Source organism: Dyadobacter jejuensis (assembly GCF_003149085.1).
In the GTDB taxonomy this organism is placed as follows: Bacteria; Bacteroidota; Bacteroidia; order Cytophagales; family Spirosomataceae; genus Dyadobacter; species Dyadobacter jejuensis.
In genome coordinates this window covers 33,436-52,718 of the sequence record NZ_QGDT01000007.1, presented here as the reverse complement: position 1 = coordinate 52,718, position 19,283 = coordinate 33,436, and the positions used below count along the sequence as shown (strand labels likewise).

Sequence of the window (19,283 nt, the reverse complement as noted above, 5' to 3'; positions counted from 1 at the left end):
GAACTAGGGCTGGGCATTATTAATAGAAGGTATAAGGACATTAAAAATACTTCCTTTTCCAATAACAGATGTTGTATCAATTTCCCCGCCCAGTTTGTTTACTGCCTCTTGTACGATGTATAGGCCTATTCCTGAGCCACTTTTGATAGCACCGGCTCTGTAAAACATTTTAAATATATTAATTCGGTCGTCCTCTGAAATACCGATTCCATTATCCTCTATTTTTATTTGAACCTGCTGGGCAGTACAAGTTACGGTCAAGTTGACCTTTTTATCTGCTTTTTTATCATCTTGAAATTTGATGGCGTTGTTGATGAGGTTATTAAAAATAATCCGGAGCTTCATGGCATCGGAATAAAAAACCTTGTCTTGTTCGATATGGGTATTAATCACTACCTTTTCTCTTTCGGGTAAGTATTGGATGGTGGCCAAAACGTCTGTTACGAGTTCATCAAAATGAATTTCACTAATGACTGGGACACCCCTGGCATTTTTGTAATAGTCGATGATGTTAATTACAAAAGTATCTAATTTTTTTACAGATTGCCTTATTAGCTCTAAGTATTCGTTTTGTGAACTCAGGTCATCATCTATAAGCGCAAGATTTACAATACCTAAAATGGACATAAGGGGGGCTCTCAGATCATGAGAGGCACTGTATACAAATTTGTCTAGTTCTTCATTGGCCTTTTCTAATTCAATATTCCTTTGCCTTAGCTCCTCCTTGGTTCTATAGATTTCATAACCATGGGTAATGGCATTTTGTACATACTTATAATCCCAGGGCTTGTCGATAAACCTAAATACCTCCCCTTTGTTGATGGCGTCGATAGCCGCACTGATGTCGGTATGGCCCGTTATTAATATCCGGATCACGTCGGGAAATTTGTCACGGATTTTTTCAAAAAACTGTACCCCAGTCATTACAGGCATCCGTTGGTCGGCCAATACCACATGGATGACGTGCGTATCGAGGAGCTGCTCAGCCTCTATGACCGACACCGTTGTGTAGATCTCGTACTGTTTCCGAAAAGTAGCCTTAAAAGAGTGCAGGTTATGCTCTTCGTCGTCGATGTATAGTAATTTTATTTTATGTTCATTCATGGGTACTAGTAATACTTGGTTTTTTCCTAAGAACCGGTAAAGTAATTAAAAATTCGGTACCTTCCCCAACTTCAGAGTTTACAACCAAAGATCCATGATGAACTTCAATGATCTTGAATACAATTGAAAGCCCTAGTCCAGTCCCTTCGCCTATTTGTTTTGTAGTAAAAAAAGGATCAAAAATCTTGCTTTTTACCTCGGGAGGAATACCTATCCCGTTGTCCTTTAAGGAAATACAGACATGGTCCTCGTCTGGTTGCCAGCTAGAAACTGTTAATTTCGGTTTTTTATTCGGATCGGGGTCATTTTTTAGGGCATATATGCTGTTGCTAAGGATATTCATAAAGGTCTGGTTGATCTTCCCTCCGTAACACTCCACTTTAGAGATTTCCCCGAGGTTCTTTTCCAGGGCAATCTCAGTGCCAATTTGATAATTCAGAATGACCAGGGTGGATTCGAGGCCCTCGTTAATATCTACCAGATTAAGGTCTGATTCATCTACTCGGGAGAATATTTTGAGGCCTTTCACAATTTCTACCGTTCTTTTAGCGCCATCTTCCATGCCGGTAAGAAGCATGTCCAATTCGGTTTTTATATAGCCGATGTCCAAATCTTTCTTTAGGTTTTTAATATTTTGAACTTGTTGCTCATAGACCTGGGGTGACTCGTATTCTTCTAACACGGAATAGGCATCTAATATTTCCAGAACATCTTCTATGTCTCTTCGCAAAGGCCTCACATTGGAGCTTACAAAATTAATGGGATTATTTATTTCATGTGCGATGCCAGCCGTTAGCTGACCCAGAGAGGCCATTTTCTCCGATTCAATTATTTGACTCTGGGCATCCTTTAATTGATTCAGGGTGTTATGGAGCTCTTCGTTGGTAGTCCGAAGTTCTTTGGTGCGTTTTAACACCTTACCTTCCAACGAAACATTTTGTTCCTTAATAATTCTTTCATTTTCCTTTGAAATCCATAAAGCACGTTCTTGTGAAGCTTCCCTTTCTTTCTTCAATATATTAATTTTATCGGCCAAGGCAAACGACAGCAAGATCACTTCTAAGATGGTTCCCGCCTGCATGGTATAGGTCGTGAACATATTATAGGGGAGTACATTCATATTGCGAAGTACTAAAAGTACCAGGCCGAGTAGGAAAAGCGACCAGGCACCCAGGAAAAACTTGGCTGGTCGGTAGTTCTGTCGGGTTATTTTGATGGCCACGAATAAGGTGGCCAAGGCTCCATAACCACCAGAAATGTCGATTCCAGTAAAACTTAAGGATTTGAACCCCAATATATTGATGATTCCCGTGGCGCTGTAGAGGAATATCATGATGTTTAATAAGAGATTCCCGATAGGAAGTTTCTCTTTGACTTGGAGGAAATTTTTGAAAAAGAAAGCGGCAAAAATACCGGCCAGCACCGAAAACCAAACCACCGCATTTGCATTAAAGCCGGGATAGGAAGTCCATAAGTACTTATAAGCATAGCCCGTAAGGGTGGTTTGAGCCAATCCTATAAAGAGGATATACAGTACATAATATAGGTAGCTCTTGTCTCTGGTCGAAAAATAAATGAAGAGGTTATACAGAACCATGACGATGATAATTCCGGCATAAATTCCGTTGATGGTTTCGGCATAGAGCGAGGACTCAAAGAGGTGTTTTTGGTCGTGAAGGAATAGGGGTAATATCACCTGGCTATCGCCCCTTATTTTTAAGTAAAACTCACGCTCTCCGTATAGGGGAATAGGCAAGTTAAATATCAGGTTTTGATGTTTCACCTCCCGGTTGTCGAAGGTGTCAAAATCCGAATATTTATGAGACACCACCGAATTGCCTATGAAATAGTATAATTCGCAGCTGTGAATGAGGGGATATGCCAATTCTAAATAGATATTGGAGTCGGAGGAAAGGTTTTTGACCTTAAAACGCAGCCAGTATGCCGACTGGCTCTGACCCATATTGGCGGCATCTTCATGGTTCAGCTGGAAGTCGGTCCTTGCCTGTATTTGTTGGACCGTCAGCCTGTTGCTGGGGTCCTGAAATATCTCCAGATGTTTCCCAATGATTTCGGATCCTCCTTTGAAAGTAATAACGTTGGCATATACTGGCTGTAGGCAACCCAGGACTATCCAAAGAGTCCAAGCAACTATTGATTTCATGTGATGGGTAGTATTATCGTTTCGTACTGGATAATCATTTCGCCTTTTGGGCCTTTTTCCATGGTGATTTGTTGAGGATTATTACGTAAGTCAAAAATCCTTTCCTGCTCATCGGGCTTGGCCAATGGGATATTAGTAACGTCGTTGACGATGATAGCCGTGGCGATCAAACCCTCTTTCGGATAGTAAAAAGCTCCATTATTACCAAGCTCTCGGATGATCTCGAAGCCGATCCTGGTACAGTTGCGCAGGGTGGGCGGTGAACAAAGGGCCAGCAGGTATTTTAAGTTGAGTTGAGAAGAAATCGCCACTCCAATTCTACCTAATATAATACTGCCAATACCATATCCAGCCACTTCCTTGGAGTTAAATAACCCACAGAATTCGGCTATTCGATAGTCGCCGAGCTGATCCACATAGTCATATACATGGGCGTCAATCTTGGCAATACCATGTTCCATGGGTAAACGCATATTGGGGTTTCTGAGCTGGATGCGCCCTCCACCGTATATCTTGTCGCCTTCTTCCGACTCTACAATGATTACGTAAGTTTCTGGGTCATACAGCCATTCAATATTGGCCGATGATACCTGCTTGACCCCATAGGATTCCAAAACTTTCCGATGTCCATCAACATACTTCAGGCTAGAATCTACGTCTTCTGGGGCTCTATAAGCTCTTATTCTGGCTCTCATTTTGATGCTTGTTTTTTCGGTGGGACGTTAGGAGAATGGTCATTATTAGGTCCCGATCCTAAAGGTCCTTCTTTTTTGAGGAGGGCCAGGAATATATAGTCACAAAAGTCAATGTTGAGGGACGTACTTGCTACAAACTTATTTTCGATTTCCTGGATTTGGGCCATTTCCGAATCCTTTAAATAACCCGCTTTATTTCGTAAATCTAATGATAGCTGGGTAGGAAAGAGCAAGGGTTTTAGCTCATAACCCACCTGAGCAGCAATCTGGTTGAGCTGGGCAATCAACTGTGCCAATACCTGAAGGTCTGCCGGCAGCTCTAAAGCCAGGTATCCTTCTGCATGATTGTAATAGCCCTGGAAAATGTCTTTGAATATCTGCCCTCCATCTATGGACTGCAATACGGCCGCCGACCGATAATCCGTTAGCATGCTAAATGCTACTAAGTGCTGGTCAGGGAAATTATACCCTTCAAAATGGGGTAATCCACCCCCTGCAGGAATTTGCATGGTGGCGTAAAAGGACTGATGGCCTAGCGGGTTGAGCAGGAGCAAGGTTTGTAAACGGGCTAGCGCTTCGGAAGTATGATTTTTAGGTGTTCCTGAAATCACCGCATGGGCGGTAAGTAGGTCCCCATTAGGAAGTGCTACTCTGAGGGGGGGCTGAGGCTCATCGGCATCTTCGAGGTTCAGCTGAGCCAGGAAGCTATTGAAGGACTCCTGGTTGGTTGGCTGCTGAGGATCACCAGGTAGACCGTCTAGGGCCGGTATGGCGAAGCGTTGGGTGGGTGTTTCTATAGAGCCACTCGAGGGGCCTGCAATAGGAGCCTCTTTTTCGGCGATTAGTCCTTCGAGGTCTACATAAAAACGGCCTGAAATACTTAATTGCCGAAGCAAAACACGCCGTGAAACATCGGCGACTACTCCGCCTCCCATGGCAACGGCACTGGCCAACTGGGGCCAGGTACCTAAAGTTTGTCCCATTTCGAGTAAGGAGGCGCGTCCACGAGCAGAGGTCTTAGGCGCTTCCAAAATACGCATGACCAATCCCATTTTGTGTTCTGCTGGTACTTTTTGCAGTAGACTAGGCGGTATATCTTGGAGCATACCATGGAAAATGGGCCTGTCTGGTTCCAAGTCATAGCGCTCTATATCGAGCATCCCCCTGTCGCTGGTTTCCATGATCAGTGGTAACTGATAGTATTGAGCCTTCTGTCGGGCCAATATTTTCATATCCATATCGTCGCATTCGTCTATGAGCAGATCTAGCCCGTCGATAAATGCATCGATATTATGCGCATCCAATCCTTCTGTAAAGCAAGTGATTTTTAGGTAGGGGTCTATCTCGGCGATTTCGCGGGCGGTAATCACGCACTTGTTGAGACCTATGGAATGTATACCGGCTCTAATTCGATTGAGGTTACTGAGTTCGAGGGTGTCGAAATCGGCTAGTTTGAGGTGTCCACAGCCTCTTTCGATGGCCAGGGTTACGGCTACTGCATTTCCTACCGAAAGACCGATGATGCCTATACTTTTTTGAGCCAGTACGCTTTGCTCCGTTTCGGTAATTTTATGCTTGTTACGGCTGGTTCTTAGCTCCACGAATTCGGCTTCGTCCAGGATATGTACCATGCGTTTAGTCCACGGATAGTAGACCCATGTTCCTTCCATGTTCAGGTCCCTTTCTTGGGCCCATTGGACAAACATATCGTCGAGCTCGGCCGGGGAGCGTCGTATTTTAGGGCTTCTAACTTTAAAGAGCTCTTTTTTTTGACCTTCAAAAAGATCATGAAATTCAAGGTTATGTTGGGCGTTGAGTAACCAGAATTCTTCGTTATCTTTCCTTGCCTTAGCCGGGAAAATTAACGGAACATAGTCCGGATGGGTATTTATTTGCATTGGTGCTTATCACGAAGTTCTATACGCGTATTAAATTATATAAATATGAAAATTCAAAGATAAAATTCATTTATTTTGGCCGCATCTCCAATTCTATTCTATAGAAGAGGGATGAAATAAAAAAAAGTATTTCTACTTAGCCTTAAAAAGTTCGTGTATAGGCGTTCGTATACATTGCAATAGTGGTACAAATTAACATATAATCCTTAAAATTATGTCACGATAGAATTTTATTCAAACAAACTTCATTAATTTGTTTTTTTATTCAACGCAGCTCGCTTTAAATTATATGGATAGCTCAGAAAAAGTTAATGTCCTCTATGTGGATGACGAAATAAATAACCTAAATTCCTTTAAGGCGGCTTTTAGGAGAGAATTTAACGTAATGATTGCTACTTCAGGGGCTGAAGGGTTAGAAATACTGGCCAAAAATACCATTCACGTGATCATAACCGATCAGAGAATGCCTGAGATGACGGGAGTCGATTTCCTAATTGAAGTATTGAAGCATTATTCCGATCCTATCAGAATACTCCTTACAGGATATACCGATGTAAATGCGGTTATCGATGCGGTAAATAAAGGGCATATTTATTATTATATTAATAAACCCTGGGATGAGGATCAGATGAAGATTGTGATCAAGAATGCCTATGAGATTTTTAGTCTGAGGGAGAAAAACAGGGCATTGATTGATACGCTTACGGATGTTAACGAACAGCTGGAGTTTTTATTAAGACAAAAATTGATCTCTTGATAAGAGGAAACGTCAAACTATAATGCGGTTCGATGTTGGTATGGATCGGTTTAATTTTGATTCCGTCTTGATTTTAGAAGGGTACTCCTGTTTTATAAATGAAAGTAAGGTATAAACGACCCCACAGAACAATCCCCAAAAACAGATGGCGAATAATAGTAGGCCGGCGAAAAGAAGATTGCCGGCTGCTTTTAAAAATATGATAAGTTCCATAATCGTATTGGTTTAGTTTGACTTGAAACTTTCAATTATTGTGCCAGCACTGATGGAATAGACCTCATAAGGGGGCTTAAATTCGGTCAATAGACTCGAAATAAGTATATTGCAGCCGTCAATCTAGGCCTTTTAATATAGCGTAGGGCTGCAAAACGGACTAAAAATTATGGAAGAAAATCCTAAACTTTATTACGATACCAATGAAGTGGCGGCGATGGTAGGCTGCGAACCGTCGGCCTTGAGGTTTTGGGAGAAAAAGTTTCCCCAGCTAAGCCCCAAAAGGGACTCCCGTAATCGCCGAAGATACAACGATAGGGATATTGAGGTCATCAAGAAAATAATGCATCAAAAGGAAAAGCAAGGCCGGACCATCAAAGGTGCTCGGGAACAGCTACGTAGGAAGGAAGAGTCTCAGCTGCTCATCCAACGGCTGGTACGGGTTCGTAAGTTTCTGGTCGAGATAAAAGACCAGTTATAAGCCCTAAGCTTCCTCAATAGCACCCCGCTTGCCCAGTTCTATGACCTCCATATTGCTGATCACCCCCTCATGAAGGTTAAACCGTAACAGGGTGCGGATCTTATGAAAGCCTTCTTTTCCGGCCGCCCCAGGATTAATGTACAACATGTCCCCCAACGACTTATCCCTTATTACTCTTAAGATATGAGAATGCCCACATACAAAAATATCGGGCAGGTCCGTCCTTAGTCGGGGCAGTACCGAAGGGTTGTAACGTGGAGGTGCGCCTCCAATATGGGTCATCCACACATTAAAACCTTCTATTTCAAAATTTAAGTGCTCACTCGTCCTGAGTATCACCTCACGGTGATCGATATTTCCATACACGATTCTAGTGGGTTTTAGGGCTTCTAGTGCGTCGATGATGGCCGTGTCGCCGATGTCTCCCGCATGCCATATTTCATCACATTCCGAAAAATGATAGGAAACTCTGGGGTCTAGATATCCGTGTGTGTCTGAAAGAAGCCCTATTCTAGTCATATGAGGTAGTTCGCTGTTAGGATCACAAAGGTAGTTAAGTAACTGAATGCGGGTAATAATTTTTTTTAAGAGTTAATGTTAATGCAACTTATATATAGTTTTTTTTAAGTACATTTAATGCTGTATTGTTAAAGTTACATAATTGCCAAAAATAATATTAAAAATTAGAGGGAGGTTGAGGAGTTGAAAATTGTTTGGGTTTATCAAATATATTAATCACACTTTTTATTATGAAAAAATTGCTCCTCATCTTTCTTTTATGCTGGTGTAGTCATTGGGGAATGGCTCAACAAGCCGGGCGACTTACCCTTCGGGGTACGCTCACCGATAGCCTCGGCCAGGGATTGCCCGAAGCCACAGTGATGCTTCTTATACCGGCCGATTCGTCCTTGGTAAGCTTTGGAAGGAGCGATAAGGATGGCGCCTTTGAATTCAAAAACATGAAGCGAATGGAATACCTACTTAAGGCCTCTTATGTGGGCTATTTGCCCTTCCAGTTTCATGTAAAACCGGAGTCAGAAGCCGTTATCGATATCGGGAAGCAGGAGATGACCGAGCTGAATCAGGACCTATACGAAGTGGTGATCAAGACTGCAAGGGCACCATTGAGCATACGAGGGGATACGGTGGAGTATGACCCCCGGGCATTTAAGGTACCTCCAGGCTCATCGGTAGAGGATTTGCTGAGGCGCTTACCGGGCATGCAGGTTGAGCAGGATGGTAGTATTACGGCTCAGGGCGAAAAAGTGAAAAGGGTAACCGTCGATGGCAAGCGCTTCTTTGGAGATGACACCAAAGCGGCCACCAAGAATCTGCCCGCTGAGGCCATCGATAAGGTACAGGTATTTAATGATAAAACGGAACAGTCGCGAATTACCGGCGTCGACGATGGCAAGCATGAAAAGACGCTCAATCTGCAGCTGAAGGATAGCCATAAAAAAGGAGGCTTTGGGAAGGTGACCGCTGCGGTGGGGACCGATAAGCGCCTTGCAGGTAAAATTAACTACAACCGCTTCAATGAGAAAAATCAGTTTGCCGTTATTGGCCTAGGTAATAATACCAATCAAGGAGGGATGTCCTGGGACGACTACCAGGATTTTAAGGGGAGCCAATCCTTTAATTGGGGCGACGACGGGGACTTCGGATTTGGCGGTGGACGTTATATCTCTTTTGGGGGGGGCGACGAAAGCCTAACTATACAGGTTGGTAGTGGAGGACAGAACCGCGGTTATAATAAGAATTTTGCCGGTGGTGCCAATTATAATTTCGATACGAAAAAGACCAAAATAAATACCAGTTACTATTATAATCAGAATCACCAAGACCTTGATGCCACCGAGCGCCAGACCCGTTTCTTAGAATCGTCGGCGGTGACGACGCTGGATACTAATTCTAGACGGAACCTGAACAGGAACCATCGATTGGGCGTCAGGTTTGAGCGCAATATCGACTCTCTAAACACTTTTATCCTCCTCTCCAATTCCAGAGTAGGGGATGGGACCTCGGCCTACCAGAGCATGGAGCGCTACTACAGGGGCGAAACCTCCGCCAATCCTCTGTCGACGGTCAGTCAGATAAATAATTACAGCGATTTCAATTCCTTCGCCATGGGGAACACGGGAATATACCGGCGGAAATTCGCCAAAAAAGGGCGTAATGTAGCCGTAAGTGCCGCCTATAATATTAATAACTCCGATGGACTTAATACCCAACGCTCTAGTAACCGATTTATAAGAACGGGTTTGCCTGATAGCACGGCGGTGATCAACCAAGACAACGATACCAAGAGCTTAAGAACGCAGCTGAAAAGTAGTCTGCTCTATATAGAGCCACTTTCGAAGCGCTTTATCTTAGAGTCGTTTTACAACTTTAGCTTCAAATCGGACCAGGTCGATCGTAATGTATACGACCTCTCCGACCGTACCCAATTGAACCGGAACCTGAGTCGTTATTACCTCAACAAAACGGATTTTCATAGGGTGGGGACCTCCCTGAGGTATTCCAATAATGGCCTTAATATATCGGGAGGGCTCGCTATGCAGCAAATCCATATGAATGGAAAATTTGCGGTCGACCAAGGAGAGGATTTCCAGGCTACGCTCAACAGAAAGTTTGTAAACTGGACGCCTAATTTTTCCTTAAACTATGATTTGAAGAGCAATCGGTTTCTGTTTGGGGGGTATCATATGAATATTAATGAACCCGGGATCAGCGACCTTCAGCCTATCGTTGATAACAGTAATCCGCTTTATATTCGGGTAGGGAACCCCAATCTGGTTCCTAGTATTCAGCATTCGGGCAATTTGGGGTATAATATGTTCAATCCTGGGAGCTTCGTGAGGATGTATTTAAATGCCTATTACAATTATTATCAGAATCAGGTGATTTATAATCAAACCGTAGACCAGAACTTGGTCACGACCACCATGGCGGCTAATATCAGTGGCGGTAATGATTTCGGCGTCTATGCCGATTATGGATTTCCGATTGTAAAAACCAAGAGCAACCTGAGTCTAAATGTTAATTATGGTATAGGCAATCACCTGACCAATATTAATGGTCTATTGAATAAAACCTTGACCAATAGCTACAGCTTGGGGCTGAGGCTGGATTATACCCCCAGCGATAAATTGACTTTTTATAGCAATGCCAACTGGAGTATCCGGGATACCAAATACTCCATTAGTACGACCCAGGATCAAAAGATCATTAACGCCAGGTATAGTGCCGAAATGAATATTAAATTGCCCAAAGAAATTTATTTTAATTCTGGCTTCAATTTTTCGACTTATACCAACAACCGTTATGACTTTAATCAAAGCATGCCCATCCTGAATGTATCCATATATAAAACCCTATTAAAAAGTAAAAAGGGAGAAATACGACTATCGGCTTATGATGTTTTCAATCAGAATAGGGGGATCAATCAGTCGGCCTATCAAAACTTTGTAAGCCAGGAGCAGGTCAGGACCTTAGCTCGGTACTTTTTGTTGAGTTTCTCCTATAATATGAGGGGAATGAACCATTCGGTTCGGAGGAATAATCGTTTTTAACCAATTGAAATTATTTTTGAGATGAAATATTTATGGACAATCTGCCTGGCGATGGTACACTTTACGGGGCTAAGCCAGGGGTTTGAAGGGGTAGTGACCTATGAGAAGACTTCCTACTGGTCGAAAATCTTAAACAAGCTCACTTACCTGTCGGAAGAGGAGCGGTCTCGGTCGCAAACCTCTTGGGGAAGCAACGACGAGGGCGACAAAAGTAGAGGACGGCTAGGAACCAATGGGCACTTAAGCAAATACGAAGATTTAGAAAAAGAAGCCGATGGGGGGTACCAATGGAGGAAATCGGAGTATATTATACTACACGACTACGACCAGGAGAAAAAGACCGAGGTTGAAGAGTTTTCTGGGAAGGTATATATCATATCAGACAGTTTAAAAGCGCCAAAATGGAAGATATTAAATAAGATTAAGGAAGTGAATGGCTACCTTTGTATGATGGCCACCACAGAAGACACCCTCAAAGGGCAAAAAATCACGGCATGGTTTGCCAATGATCTGGCTAGCTCTGCAGGCCCCGAAAGGTATTTTGGCTTGCCTGGGTTGATTATGGAGGTGGACGTCAATGATGGGGAGGTGCTGATAACGGCCGTGAAGGTAGAAAAGAAATCGGCGGAAGAAGCCTTGGCAATGCCCAAAAAATTAAAAGGAAAGCGTGTCAAACAAGCAGAATATGACAAAATGATCGCCGATTTCGTCGAAACGAGTATGAAATCGCATAGGAATCCTTATTATTTTATCAGATATTAGTGCAGAGGTAACTTTGACAGTAATAAATGTGACAAAAATATCACAAGAACTGCGTTAGTTTGACTTTTTTTATACCTTTGCGCTTTAAAAATATGGGTAGACAATCTCTGGCCCGATTTTGATAAGCGTTGAATACAAATTTTTGTTTTATTTAAATAACCAGTGTTAACCGTCTACCAATAACCCTTATTATTATGAGAAATACGCTTGTAGCTGTAGCTATGCTATTTGTACTCGGATCATGTGCAAGTAAGAAAAAGCTGCTTTCGGCAGAGAACAAAGCCAACGAAATCCAACTTCAGTTGGATAAGGCTCGTGCTGACCTGAACGATTGCGATAGCAGAACCGCCGGCTTGAATAACGATTTGAAGCTTAAGAATGATGAGCTAACTTCCAAAAACGGAAAGTTGAAAGAATTAGAAGAGCAAATTGCTTTCCTAAAGAAAAACAACAACAATCTTTTGGATCGTATGTCTGATCTTTCAGTAATCTCTAAAGAAGGTTCTGAAAGCATCAAGAAATCTTTGGCGATGATGGATGCTCAAGGCGCTCAAATTCGCGATTTGAACCAAAGTATCCAACGCAAGGACTCTTTGAACATGGCTTTGGTGTTGAACCTAAAGCGGTCACTTCAAGATGTTAGCGACGAAGATGTTCAGATCGAAGTTAAAAAGGGCGTTGTTTACGTGTCCCTTTCCGACAAGATGTTGTTCCGTTCTGGAAGCTCGGTGATCAATACTCAAGCCGAAACGGTATTGAGCAAGGTTGCTAAGATCTTGAACGATTACAAAGACATCGAAATCTTGATCGAAGGTCATACGGATAATGTGCCCATTTCTACTGACAAAATCTCCGATAACTGGGATCTTAGTGTGTTGCGTGCTACCTCTGTGGCTCGTACCCTTCAGAAGAAATATGGTGTTGAGCCTGTACGTATGATCGCTGGTGGTCGTGGTGAGTACCTACCTAAGGTCTCTAACGATTCTCCTGCTAACAGAAGCTTGAACCGTCGTACGGAGATCATCATTACTCCTAAGTTGGATCAATTCTTCAACTTATATACTCCTCAGGCTGGTAAGTAATATTTCCAATCTTTGAGAGTAGCTTAAAAAAGAGTGCCCGTCGCTACGACGGGCACTCTTTTTGTAATACGAGGAAGCAAAAGGGAAGTGGGGTTCTAAAATTATTGCCCATCAGAATTTTGATTTTATTCCCTCTTTTAGTAAGATTTGCGAAAATAAGCGGAAAAGATATATGGAGGACCCTGACTTTTCGTTATCTTATCCGTAATGGACTTGGTGGTCCTTAGCTATGAAATCACTTAATTAATTTATTATGAAAAAAATTCTTTTTTGCTGTCTCGTTTTATTGATGGGTGCTTGTAAGGACAAAAACAATGAACCGGAGCCGGATCCTGACTATAGCACCGAGTTTGTAGGACAATACGGGACCACTACGGCTAAAGATGGCATCTCCACGGTCCAAACATGGGACGTAAGCCGTGTGGATAAAAATCTTTTGGGGATTAAATACACAGTTGCTTATACCATTACCGCACCCGGAAAGGTGTTTACCAGCACCGATATATATAACCTAGACAAGGTAGTGGTGATCGACGCCCTCAACTTTCGTATCGATCAACAGGCTCTATACACCGACGATGGTTTCGAGAAAATCCGAACGGTTCAAGGAGATGGGGTCAAAATCAGAGATGCCAATGGCGATATAAAGTTAGGAATTACCATGAACCTGATCGACCAGGATGGTAGTTCGCAATCGAGCGGCTATTTGGAGTTTAAAAAGAAATAACACATTTGCTTTTATAGTAGGAGGTTCCTGAGTTGGGAGCCTCTGATTTTATTGACCTGTATATGGATTTTACGGAATACCTCCTTCACAAGAAAATCGATTCTACCACCTTCCAAAAGGCCAACCCCGTACGGTTTCAGGAATGGGAAAAGATCTTTATGCTGATGCATCCCGACAGTTTTACCGCCCAGAAAAAGTTTCTGATCAATGAGACTAGAAGAAGGTATCCGCTTAGTGAAGGACTTTAGCGGCCTATCGGCCACATATCCCCTTAAAATCGCAATATTGACAGATATTCAAATCGTCGGTTTTGCTGAAGGGGATGTCGGGGTCCAGGAGCCGATCCAGAATGTCCTTAAGTAGCTCTTCACTTTTCTTCATAAATTCCTGAGCGTTCCCTTCGGTGCCTGTCAATATCAGTGGATTGGCGATCAGGTCGGTGGGGGTACGGAAAGAATAAAAGCCCGATTGAACCCGGTTTTGATCCATATTATAGGAATCCTTCCCCAGCCGTAAGCCATTTTCCTCCAGCATTTTGCGGTATACCAAATATTCATACATCCACAGTTGCCGAACGTACCCCATCTTGAGGTCACCGTCGGTGGTGAGGATATTGTCCTGCAGCTCACTATCGTTCAGTTTGGTGCCTTTGGCTATCTGGACGCTCCCGGTCTTATAGTCCATTACCAGTAATTTCTGCTGATCGTCGAGCTCGATCCGGTCAATTTTCCCTCCCAGATTGACCTTGGTAACCTCACCTTGTAATACCAGTTCTATTTGGGTTCGTAAGGCCTGTTCGGTGGCTACTACCTTGCGCCTGGGTTGCTGTTCCATTTGGTGCTTTAGAAAACGCAGTACCTGTTGTTCGCCAATCTGGTAATAGATGCGGTTGAGGCCTTGATCGGTAATATATCCGGAGAAGCGTTCTTCGAATTTCGCTCGAAGTACCTGGCGAATTTCCGCCTCCGAAGGGTCTTGTTCCTTTATAAAGTATTCCCTATCGATCGTTTCCATAGATTCATGAAGCCAGGTACCAATTTTGTCCATACCCAGTTCTTCTTCCACTTCTCTTTTCTCCTGTACCCCTACGATATGCGTCAGGTAGAACTGCATACTGCAGCGTATCAAGGTATTCAGATGGGTAGGGTAGAGTCCCTTTCCTCCCAAATAAGCCCTGATGGCCTGTATCAGTTGTGGGTCTTTCTCTATGGCCGTGTCCACTTCTGGAACTTCTTTACCTTCAAAACGGACCGACCGATGAGATAGCGTTATTTCCTGATTGTATAGGGATAGCTCAAACTCAATTTGCTGAAGGAAGCGGCTTTTCTCCCCGGTACTATTGGCGGTGGCGGTGTTGACGTAGAGTAGGTGTACGTCTTTGGCACGCTGGAGCAGTCGGTAAAAATGATAGCTCATCACGGCCTCCTGATGAAGCTGAGTAGGGAGCCCTACGGCTTGGGAGGCCTCGTGTGGAATGAGGGAGTTCTGTCGTTTGGCCTTCGGCAAAATACCCTCATTGGCCGAAATGATGATTACCCTTTCAAAATCCAGCGCTCTGGTTTCCAGCATACCCAGTATTTGTAGGTTGCTAATGGGTTCCCCACTGAACGGAATGGCCGTTTGTCGGATCAGCTCATACAAGAAGCCTCGTAGTGTACGGAAGGTAAGGATTTCGGGCCGTTCGGCGATGGTCTGTTCAAATCGCTTGAGTAGGGTGTAAAAAAGATAGAGATACTCCGTTTCCAAAGCATTGCTATAGTCTTTATACACCACCCGTAGCAGGTCAATAAGTCCATAAAAAGTATCCAAAACCTGTTGTGGGTTCTTTTTGTTCCAATGGGTAAAAAGTATCTGGAACATAGGATCCTGCTGGCCTAGCTCTATTAATTCCTCTGCGCTCAGATAGACCTTATTGAAGTTTTCAATATAATGCAGGGTATCCTGAACCACGGTAAGGCTGACTCCCTCCTTTCGTAATACTTTGTTCTCGTAATGCCGTATAAAGGGGTGATTCAGCACCTTGTCGATAGACTGGTGGTTGAATTTGGGGATATTTACTACCCTAGCATCCTTCGTTTTAATGGAAATGGTATTCTCCTGAAGTTCAAATATACTGTCGATGAGCGTATAAAGTAGGGAATTCTTCATGGAGAGGCCCATGGTAACGTTAAGATCCTTGATGCAGGGATCTAAGGAGTGCAACATGGGAACCAACAGGTTTTCGTCGGCCAGTACGATGGCCGTGGGAATGGGGTTTTCGGGCTCGTCGGCCAGTAACATATCCACGTACAACTGGCCGGCTACCTTGGTTTGCAGGGTGTTATTAGGGACCCCATAAAAGGTAATGTTCTTGGAGGAGGTGGTCAGGTGGTCGGTTGTCCAGTTCCAGGGGCCAAATTTTCCGGATTGCTGGTAGTCGCGGAGGATTTTTCCCGCTTCCATTCCTTCGTTGAGGCGCATATAATAGGAGTCAGTGTCCCATAATACCTCGGCCAGGTTCTGTTTTACCAAAGACTGGATGATACTTTTTTCGGCCTCGGTAAAGGCATTAAAGCCTACAAAATATATTCTTTCATACTTTTGATTCGCCTTTAGGTCAAAATCAGGGTTTTGGGCAAGTTGGCGGTAGATCATCCCCCGGTAGGCCTTTCCCTGGAGCGTTAGCCGTTCTCTAAACTTTAAATATAATTCCTGAAGGTTTTCGAAGAGGGCAAAGTACTGCTTCGTTCCTCCCTGGGACTCCAAGGTTTTGCCTTCTGGAAGGGCCATTTGCCAGCGCTCCAGGGCTTTACTTTCGGATAGGTAGTCGAATAGGTATCGGGTGTCGACTAGGTATTGATCTATTTTGTCCAAATCGCTCATGAGCACCGCTGCCCACCCCATAAATCGCTCGAAAGTCAGTTGAGGGTCTATTTCCTTATAGGCCTCGTAGAGCTCCAGCATCAGATGGACCGGGTCCTCGATTCTAAGGTTGGTAGCGGATTCAACGAAATCGTCGATGGCCAATACGTCGGGACTTAAAATAGCCTCTTGGGTGACCTTCGATAATTCTTGCAGGAGGAAAAATGCCGATCGACGGGTTGGCACTACCACCCCGACGTTCCCAAGCGTTTGGGGGTGACGACTATATATATGTTGGGCTACTCGGTTAAGAAAGGATTGCATGGATGGGGAAGCTATATATTTGAGCAGTGTTGGAAAAAGGGCTGACTAATGCATACGGTCGGCGCGTGGAGTAAGACTGAGCATAATGGCCGCCTCTTCCTCTAGCACTTGTTTCCAGCGGTGGCGAACGATCTCCTTAGGGATATAGGTCTCGGCAAGTTCCAAAAAAGTACGGTAATGCCCGGCTTCGGAGACCATCAGTTCCCTATAAAACTTTATTAAATGACTATCTTCCAGGGATTCGGAGAGTATTTTAAAACGTTCGCAGCTCCGAGCCTCCACCAGGGCGCATATCAGGAGTCGATCCAGGAGTGCCTCTTCATAGTCGCCTTTGTTGCGAACAAGTTTCATCAGTTGACCCACATATTCGTCCTTTCTTTGGCGGCCTAAGGGCAGTCCGAGTTTCTTCAATTCCTTAAGTACTCTTTGAAAATGGCCCCATTCTTCTGCAACAATAGGGGTGAGCACCTCTACTAATTTCACTTTTTCGGGGTAGTGTACAATCAACGAAATGCAGGATGAGGCCGCTTTCTGTTCGCAGTAGGCATGGTCTATGAGAATATCGCCAAGGTTCATAGAGGCGATATCGACCCATCGGGGGTCGGTTGGTAAGGTTAATCCTAGGGTGGTAATGGACATAGGCTAAGGTGCTTTAATATGGATCGGTATTAATCGAACATAGGCCATACGATCCCAAAACTAAAGGAGCGAGGAATATCCAAATAACCCGGACTTTGGTAACTGCCGGCGGGGAACAATCCCCAAAGATCCATGTTCAAATACGAATACTTTAAAAACAGTCGCACCCTTTTGATACGCAGATTAGCAAAGGCATCGGTAACAAAATACTCCCTTGTTTGTTGTTCGCTGTATAAGCCATTGGGTAAGTGGAACTGCTGCGTAAGGGGCATATAGGCATAGGCGCTATAGGACGAACGATAGTTGGCAGAGAGCCCTAGCTGCACATACAGGGCCTGGTAATAAACGAAGTCGAAGGTTACCTGGCCACTTGCATAGAAATCGGGGTTACGAATGATGCTCTTCGTGTCGTTTAAGGTATAATAGGTACGAGCACTTAGGTTCCAGCGGTTCAACTGAATGTCGGCAGTGGCGCCTATTCGAAACAGATTAATGGTACCTCCATACTGTTGAGGGGCCGCCTCCTGGTCATAATACATATGTTGCCGAATGAGGTGGTACTGCATTTCAGGTTCGAAATGAACCCTTTCGGTCTTGATAGGAATGGAACCATAAATGGTGTTCACCCATTCCATTTTAAAGTCGTTCTTCCAGCTAAGGTTGTTGCTAGAGTAGAAGTCCATGAGCATGTCTGGAGACCATAAAATGGTCTGGTAGCCGGCTTTGGCCCATTTTGTAGTTATTTCGCCCTTTAATTTTAGATCTTTTCCTATCAAATGCTCTCCTTCGGCTGTCAGGTACTGGGTAGAGTCTTTAAAATAATAGCCAAGCCAAAGTCCTAGCATATTCTCAAATTTCAGGCCCGTGCGGTAGCGGGTATAGGGTGAGCCTTCGGTGTTGGTGACCTGGCTGTCCGTTTTGAGGCCATAGAGCCGCTGACGTACATAAGCGCGGTAGTTGAACCCTGAGAACACTCCTTTAATACCGAATTTGTTATCAAAGAGCTTATGAAAAAGGTCTTGCCGGGTATAGGTTGAGTCGGCATATACATTCCTGTAAATGCCATTGCTAATCCCTTTGGTCAGCGCCAAATCGGTATATCGATTAATCGTGCTTTGATAGTCGGCCTGTTGGAAGATCTGGAATCCATTTACGAGTCGGTATTGCTGGTAAATATGAAAGCCGTGGCGCCTTTCCCAGGAGTTGGCGTCGTCGCTGATCCGGGCGTCTCCATCGTAAGTATAGATTCCATCACCACCTTCGGAAGTATCGGGGATTACCCCGCCTTGCTCCCTCACTTTTTGGTTGAGGTGCCTATAATGCGCCAGGATCAGGTATTTGGTGTTTTTCGAAAAGTAACTGCCTTGGGCCAAAAACGTCCAATTCTGCCCTAATAGAGCTTCAGAATTGACCGAACTATAGGTACCATATTGTTTATTGGACGTAAGCCGCTGGGCTTTGATGCCTATATTGAGCCGAGGCCCAAAGTTTTGGGTATAGCCGAAGCGCCCCATGGAGGTCTTTTTGGCCCCAGAGACGAAGGTGAGGTCGGTATGCTGTGATTTGGTATTATAATAATAAACCTCATCGGGCTTGATAGCATAGGCATCATAGGCACGCATGCCCAGCTGCTTACCAATATCGCTGCGGGGTTGGAAAAAAATTGGATTCGAAGCGGTAGCCACATTTCCAAGGTCCATCAGGGTACCCCATGATTTGTCTATAGGCGTCCAGCGTTGAAAATTGGTAAGGGAGGTGTCTACCCGATAGCGTACCGAATCCCTATTATTAAGGATGTCTTTTTCGAAAAAATGTACGGTCGTTTTCGGTCCATAGATGTTTTTGGTGCTATCGTCGAGTAAGGCGGCTCCACCACCACCTCCGCCTTGGCTCCCCCCGCCTCCAGCGCTGCCCCCTGGCATAGGGAGGCCTGCAGGTAGGTTTATTTGGGCCATAGCCCATTGGTTGCTGGCCAAAAGCGCCATTAGAACGACAATAAGTACTAACTTTAATTTCATAAATAA

15 protein-coding genes are annotated in these 19,283 nt (G+C 44.2%); 7 read left to right on the top strand and 8 right to left on the bottom strand.

All coding sequences use genetic code 11. From position 1 onward, the window contains the following. Nucleotides 1-3: 3 nt before the first annotated feature. Genes CLV98_RS14085 through CLV98_RS14070 form a run of 4 tightly spaced genes read right to left on the bottom strand, consistent with a single transcriptional unit; the run spans nucleotide 4 to nucleotide 5,861 of the window. On the bottom strand, nucleotides 4-1,104 hold the full coding sequence (locus CLV98_RS14085) for a hybrid sensor histidine kinase/response regulator (protein ID WP_109674994.1): 1,101 nt from the start codon (nucleotides 1,102-1,104) through the stop codon (nucleotides 4-6). After that, nucleotides 1,097-3,268 (bottom strand): 7TM diverse intracellular signaling domain-containing protein, encoded by a 2,172-nt coding sequence (locus CLV98_RS14080; RefSeq protein WP_109674992.1) that lies wholly within the window; start codon nucleotides 3,266-3,268, stop codon nucleotides 1,097-1,099. The genes CLV98_RS14085 and CLV98_RS14080 overlap by 8 nt, the downstream gene beginning before the upstream one ends. Beyond that, complete coding sequence (locus tag CLV98_RS14075; RefSeq protein WP_109674990.1) at nucleotides 3,265-3,963, bottom strand: hypothetical protein; 699 nt, start codon at nucleotides 3,961-3,963, stop codon at nucleotides 3,265-3,267. Before CLV98_RS14075 ends, CLV98_RS14080 begins: the two co-directional genes overlap by 4 nt. Further along, nucleotides 3,960-5,861, bottom strand: coding sequence for an Rv1355c family protein (locus CLV98_RS14070; protein WP_109674989.1), 1,902 nt, complete (start codon nucleotides 5,859-5,861; stop codon nucleotides 3,960-3,962). The genes CLV98_RS14075 and CLV98_RS14070 overlap by 4 nt, the downstream gene beginning before the upstream one ends. Before the next feature lie 289 nt (nucleotides 5,862-6,150). Here CLV98_RS14070 and CLV98_RS14065 point away from each other — a divergent pair, with 289 nt between their 5' ends. Beyond that, the gene (locus CLV98_RS14065) at nucleotides 6,151-6,618 is read left to right on the top strand and encodes a response regulator (protein WP_109674987.1); all 468 of its coding nucleotides are present in this window, start codon (nucleotides 6,151-6,153) and stop codon (nucleotides 6,616-6,618) included. A gap of 382 nt (nucleotides 6,619-7,000) precedes the next feature. Further along, the gene (locus CLV98_RS14060; RefSeq protein ID WP_109674985.1) at nucleotides 7,001-7,312 is read left to right on the top strand and encodes a MerR family transcriptional regulator; all 312 of its coding nucleotides are present in this window, start codon (nucleotides 7,001-7,003) and stop codon (nucleotides 7,310-7,312) included. 3 nt (nucleotides 7,313-7,315) lie between these two features. On the opposite strand, the gene CLV98_RS14055 is transcribed toward CLV98_RS14060, so the two are convergent. Then, nucleotides 7,316-7,831, bottom strand: a complete 516-nt coding sequence (locus CLV98_RS14055; RefSeq protein WP_109674983.1) for a metallophosphoesterase family protein — start codon at nucleotides 7,829-7,831, stop codon at nucleotides 7,316-7,318. 230 nt (nucleotides 7,832-8,061) lie between these two features. Between CLV98_RS14055 and CLV98_RS14050 the strand changes: the two genes are divergently transcribed. The 5 genes from CLV98_RS14050 to CLV98_RS14030 all read left to right on the top strand — a co-directional run bounded on the left by CLV98_RS14050 (nucleotide 8,062) and on the right by CLV98_RS14030 (nucleotide 13,703). Further along, the gene (locus tag CLV98_RS14050) at nucleotides 8,062-10,884 is read left to right on the top strand and encodes an outer membrane beta-barrel family protein (protein ID WP_109674981.1); all 2,823 of its coding nucleotides are present in this window, start codon (nucleotides 8,062-8,064) and stop codon (nucleotides 10,882-10,884) included. Between the two features lie 21 nt (nucleotides 10,885-10,905). Continuing rightward, the gene (locus CLV98_RS14045; RefSeq protein WP_109674979.1) at nucleotides 10,906-11,646 is read left to right on the top strand and encodes a GLPGLI family protein; all 741 of its coding nucleotides are present in this window, start codon (nucleotides 10,906-10,908) and stop codon (nucleotides 11,644-11,646) included. Between the two features lie 194 nt (nucleotides 11,647-11,840). Beyond that, nucleotides 11,841-12,728: an OmpA family protein gene (locus CLV98_RS14040; protein WP_109674977.1), complete on the top strand. Its 888-nt coding sequence runs from the start codon at nucleotides 11,841-11,843 to the stop codon at nucleotides 12,726-12,728. A 253-nt stretch (nucleotides 12,729-12,981) separates the two neighbouring features. After that, nucleotides 12,982-13,455 (top strand): hypothetical protein, encoded by a 474-nt coding sequence (locus tag CLV98_RS14035; protein ID WP_146202283.1) that lies wholly within the window; start codon nucleotides 12,982-12,984, stop codon nucleotides 13,453-13,455. Between the two features lie 62 nt (nucleotides 13,456-13,517). Continuing rightward, a complete protein-coding gene (locus tag CLV98_RS14030) occupies nucleotides 13,518-13,703 on the top strand; it encodes a hypothetical protein (protein WP_109675280.1) in 186 nt (61 codons plus the stop codon). 4 nt (nucleotides 13,704-13,707) lie between these two features. Here CLV98_RS14030 and CLV98_RS14025 read toward each other — a convergent pair whose 3' ends face one another. The 3 genes from CLV98_RS14025 to CLV98_RS14015 are packed head-to-tail and all read right to left on the bottom strand — an operon-like array spanning nucleotide 13,708 to nucleotide 19,277. Continuing rightward, nucleotides 13,708-16,620 (bottom strand): PD-(D/E)XK nuclease family protein, encoded by a 2,913-nt coding sequence (locus CLV98_RS14025; RefSeq protein ID WP_109674973.1) that lies wholly within the window; start codon nucleotides 16,618-16,620, stop codon nucleotides 13,708-13,710. A 45-nt stretch (nucleotides 16,621-16,665) separates the two neighbouring features. Next, nucleotides 16,666-17,259 carry a MiaE family protein gene (locus tag CLV98_RS14020; RefSeq protein ID WP_109674971.1) on the bottom strand — a complete coding sequence of 198 codons (594 nt, stop codon included), beginning with the start codon at nucleotides 17,257-17,259 and terminating at the stop codon, nucleotides 16,666-16,668. Nucleotides 17,260-17,288: 29 nt separating this feature from the next. Next, nucleotides 17,289-19,277 (bottom strand): putative porin, encoded by a 1,989-nt coding sequence (locus tag CLV98_RS14015; RefSeq protein ID WP_109674969.1) that lies wholly within the window; start codon nucleotides 19,275-19,277, stop codon nucleotides 17,289-17,291. Nucleotides 19,278-19,283: the final 6 nt, after the last annotated feature.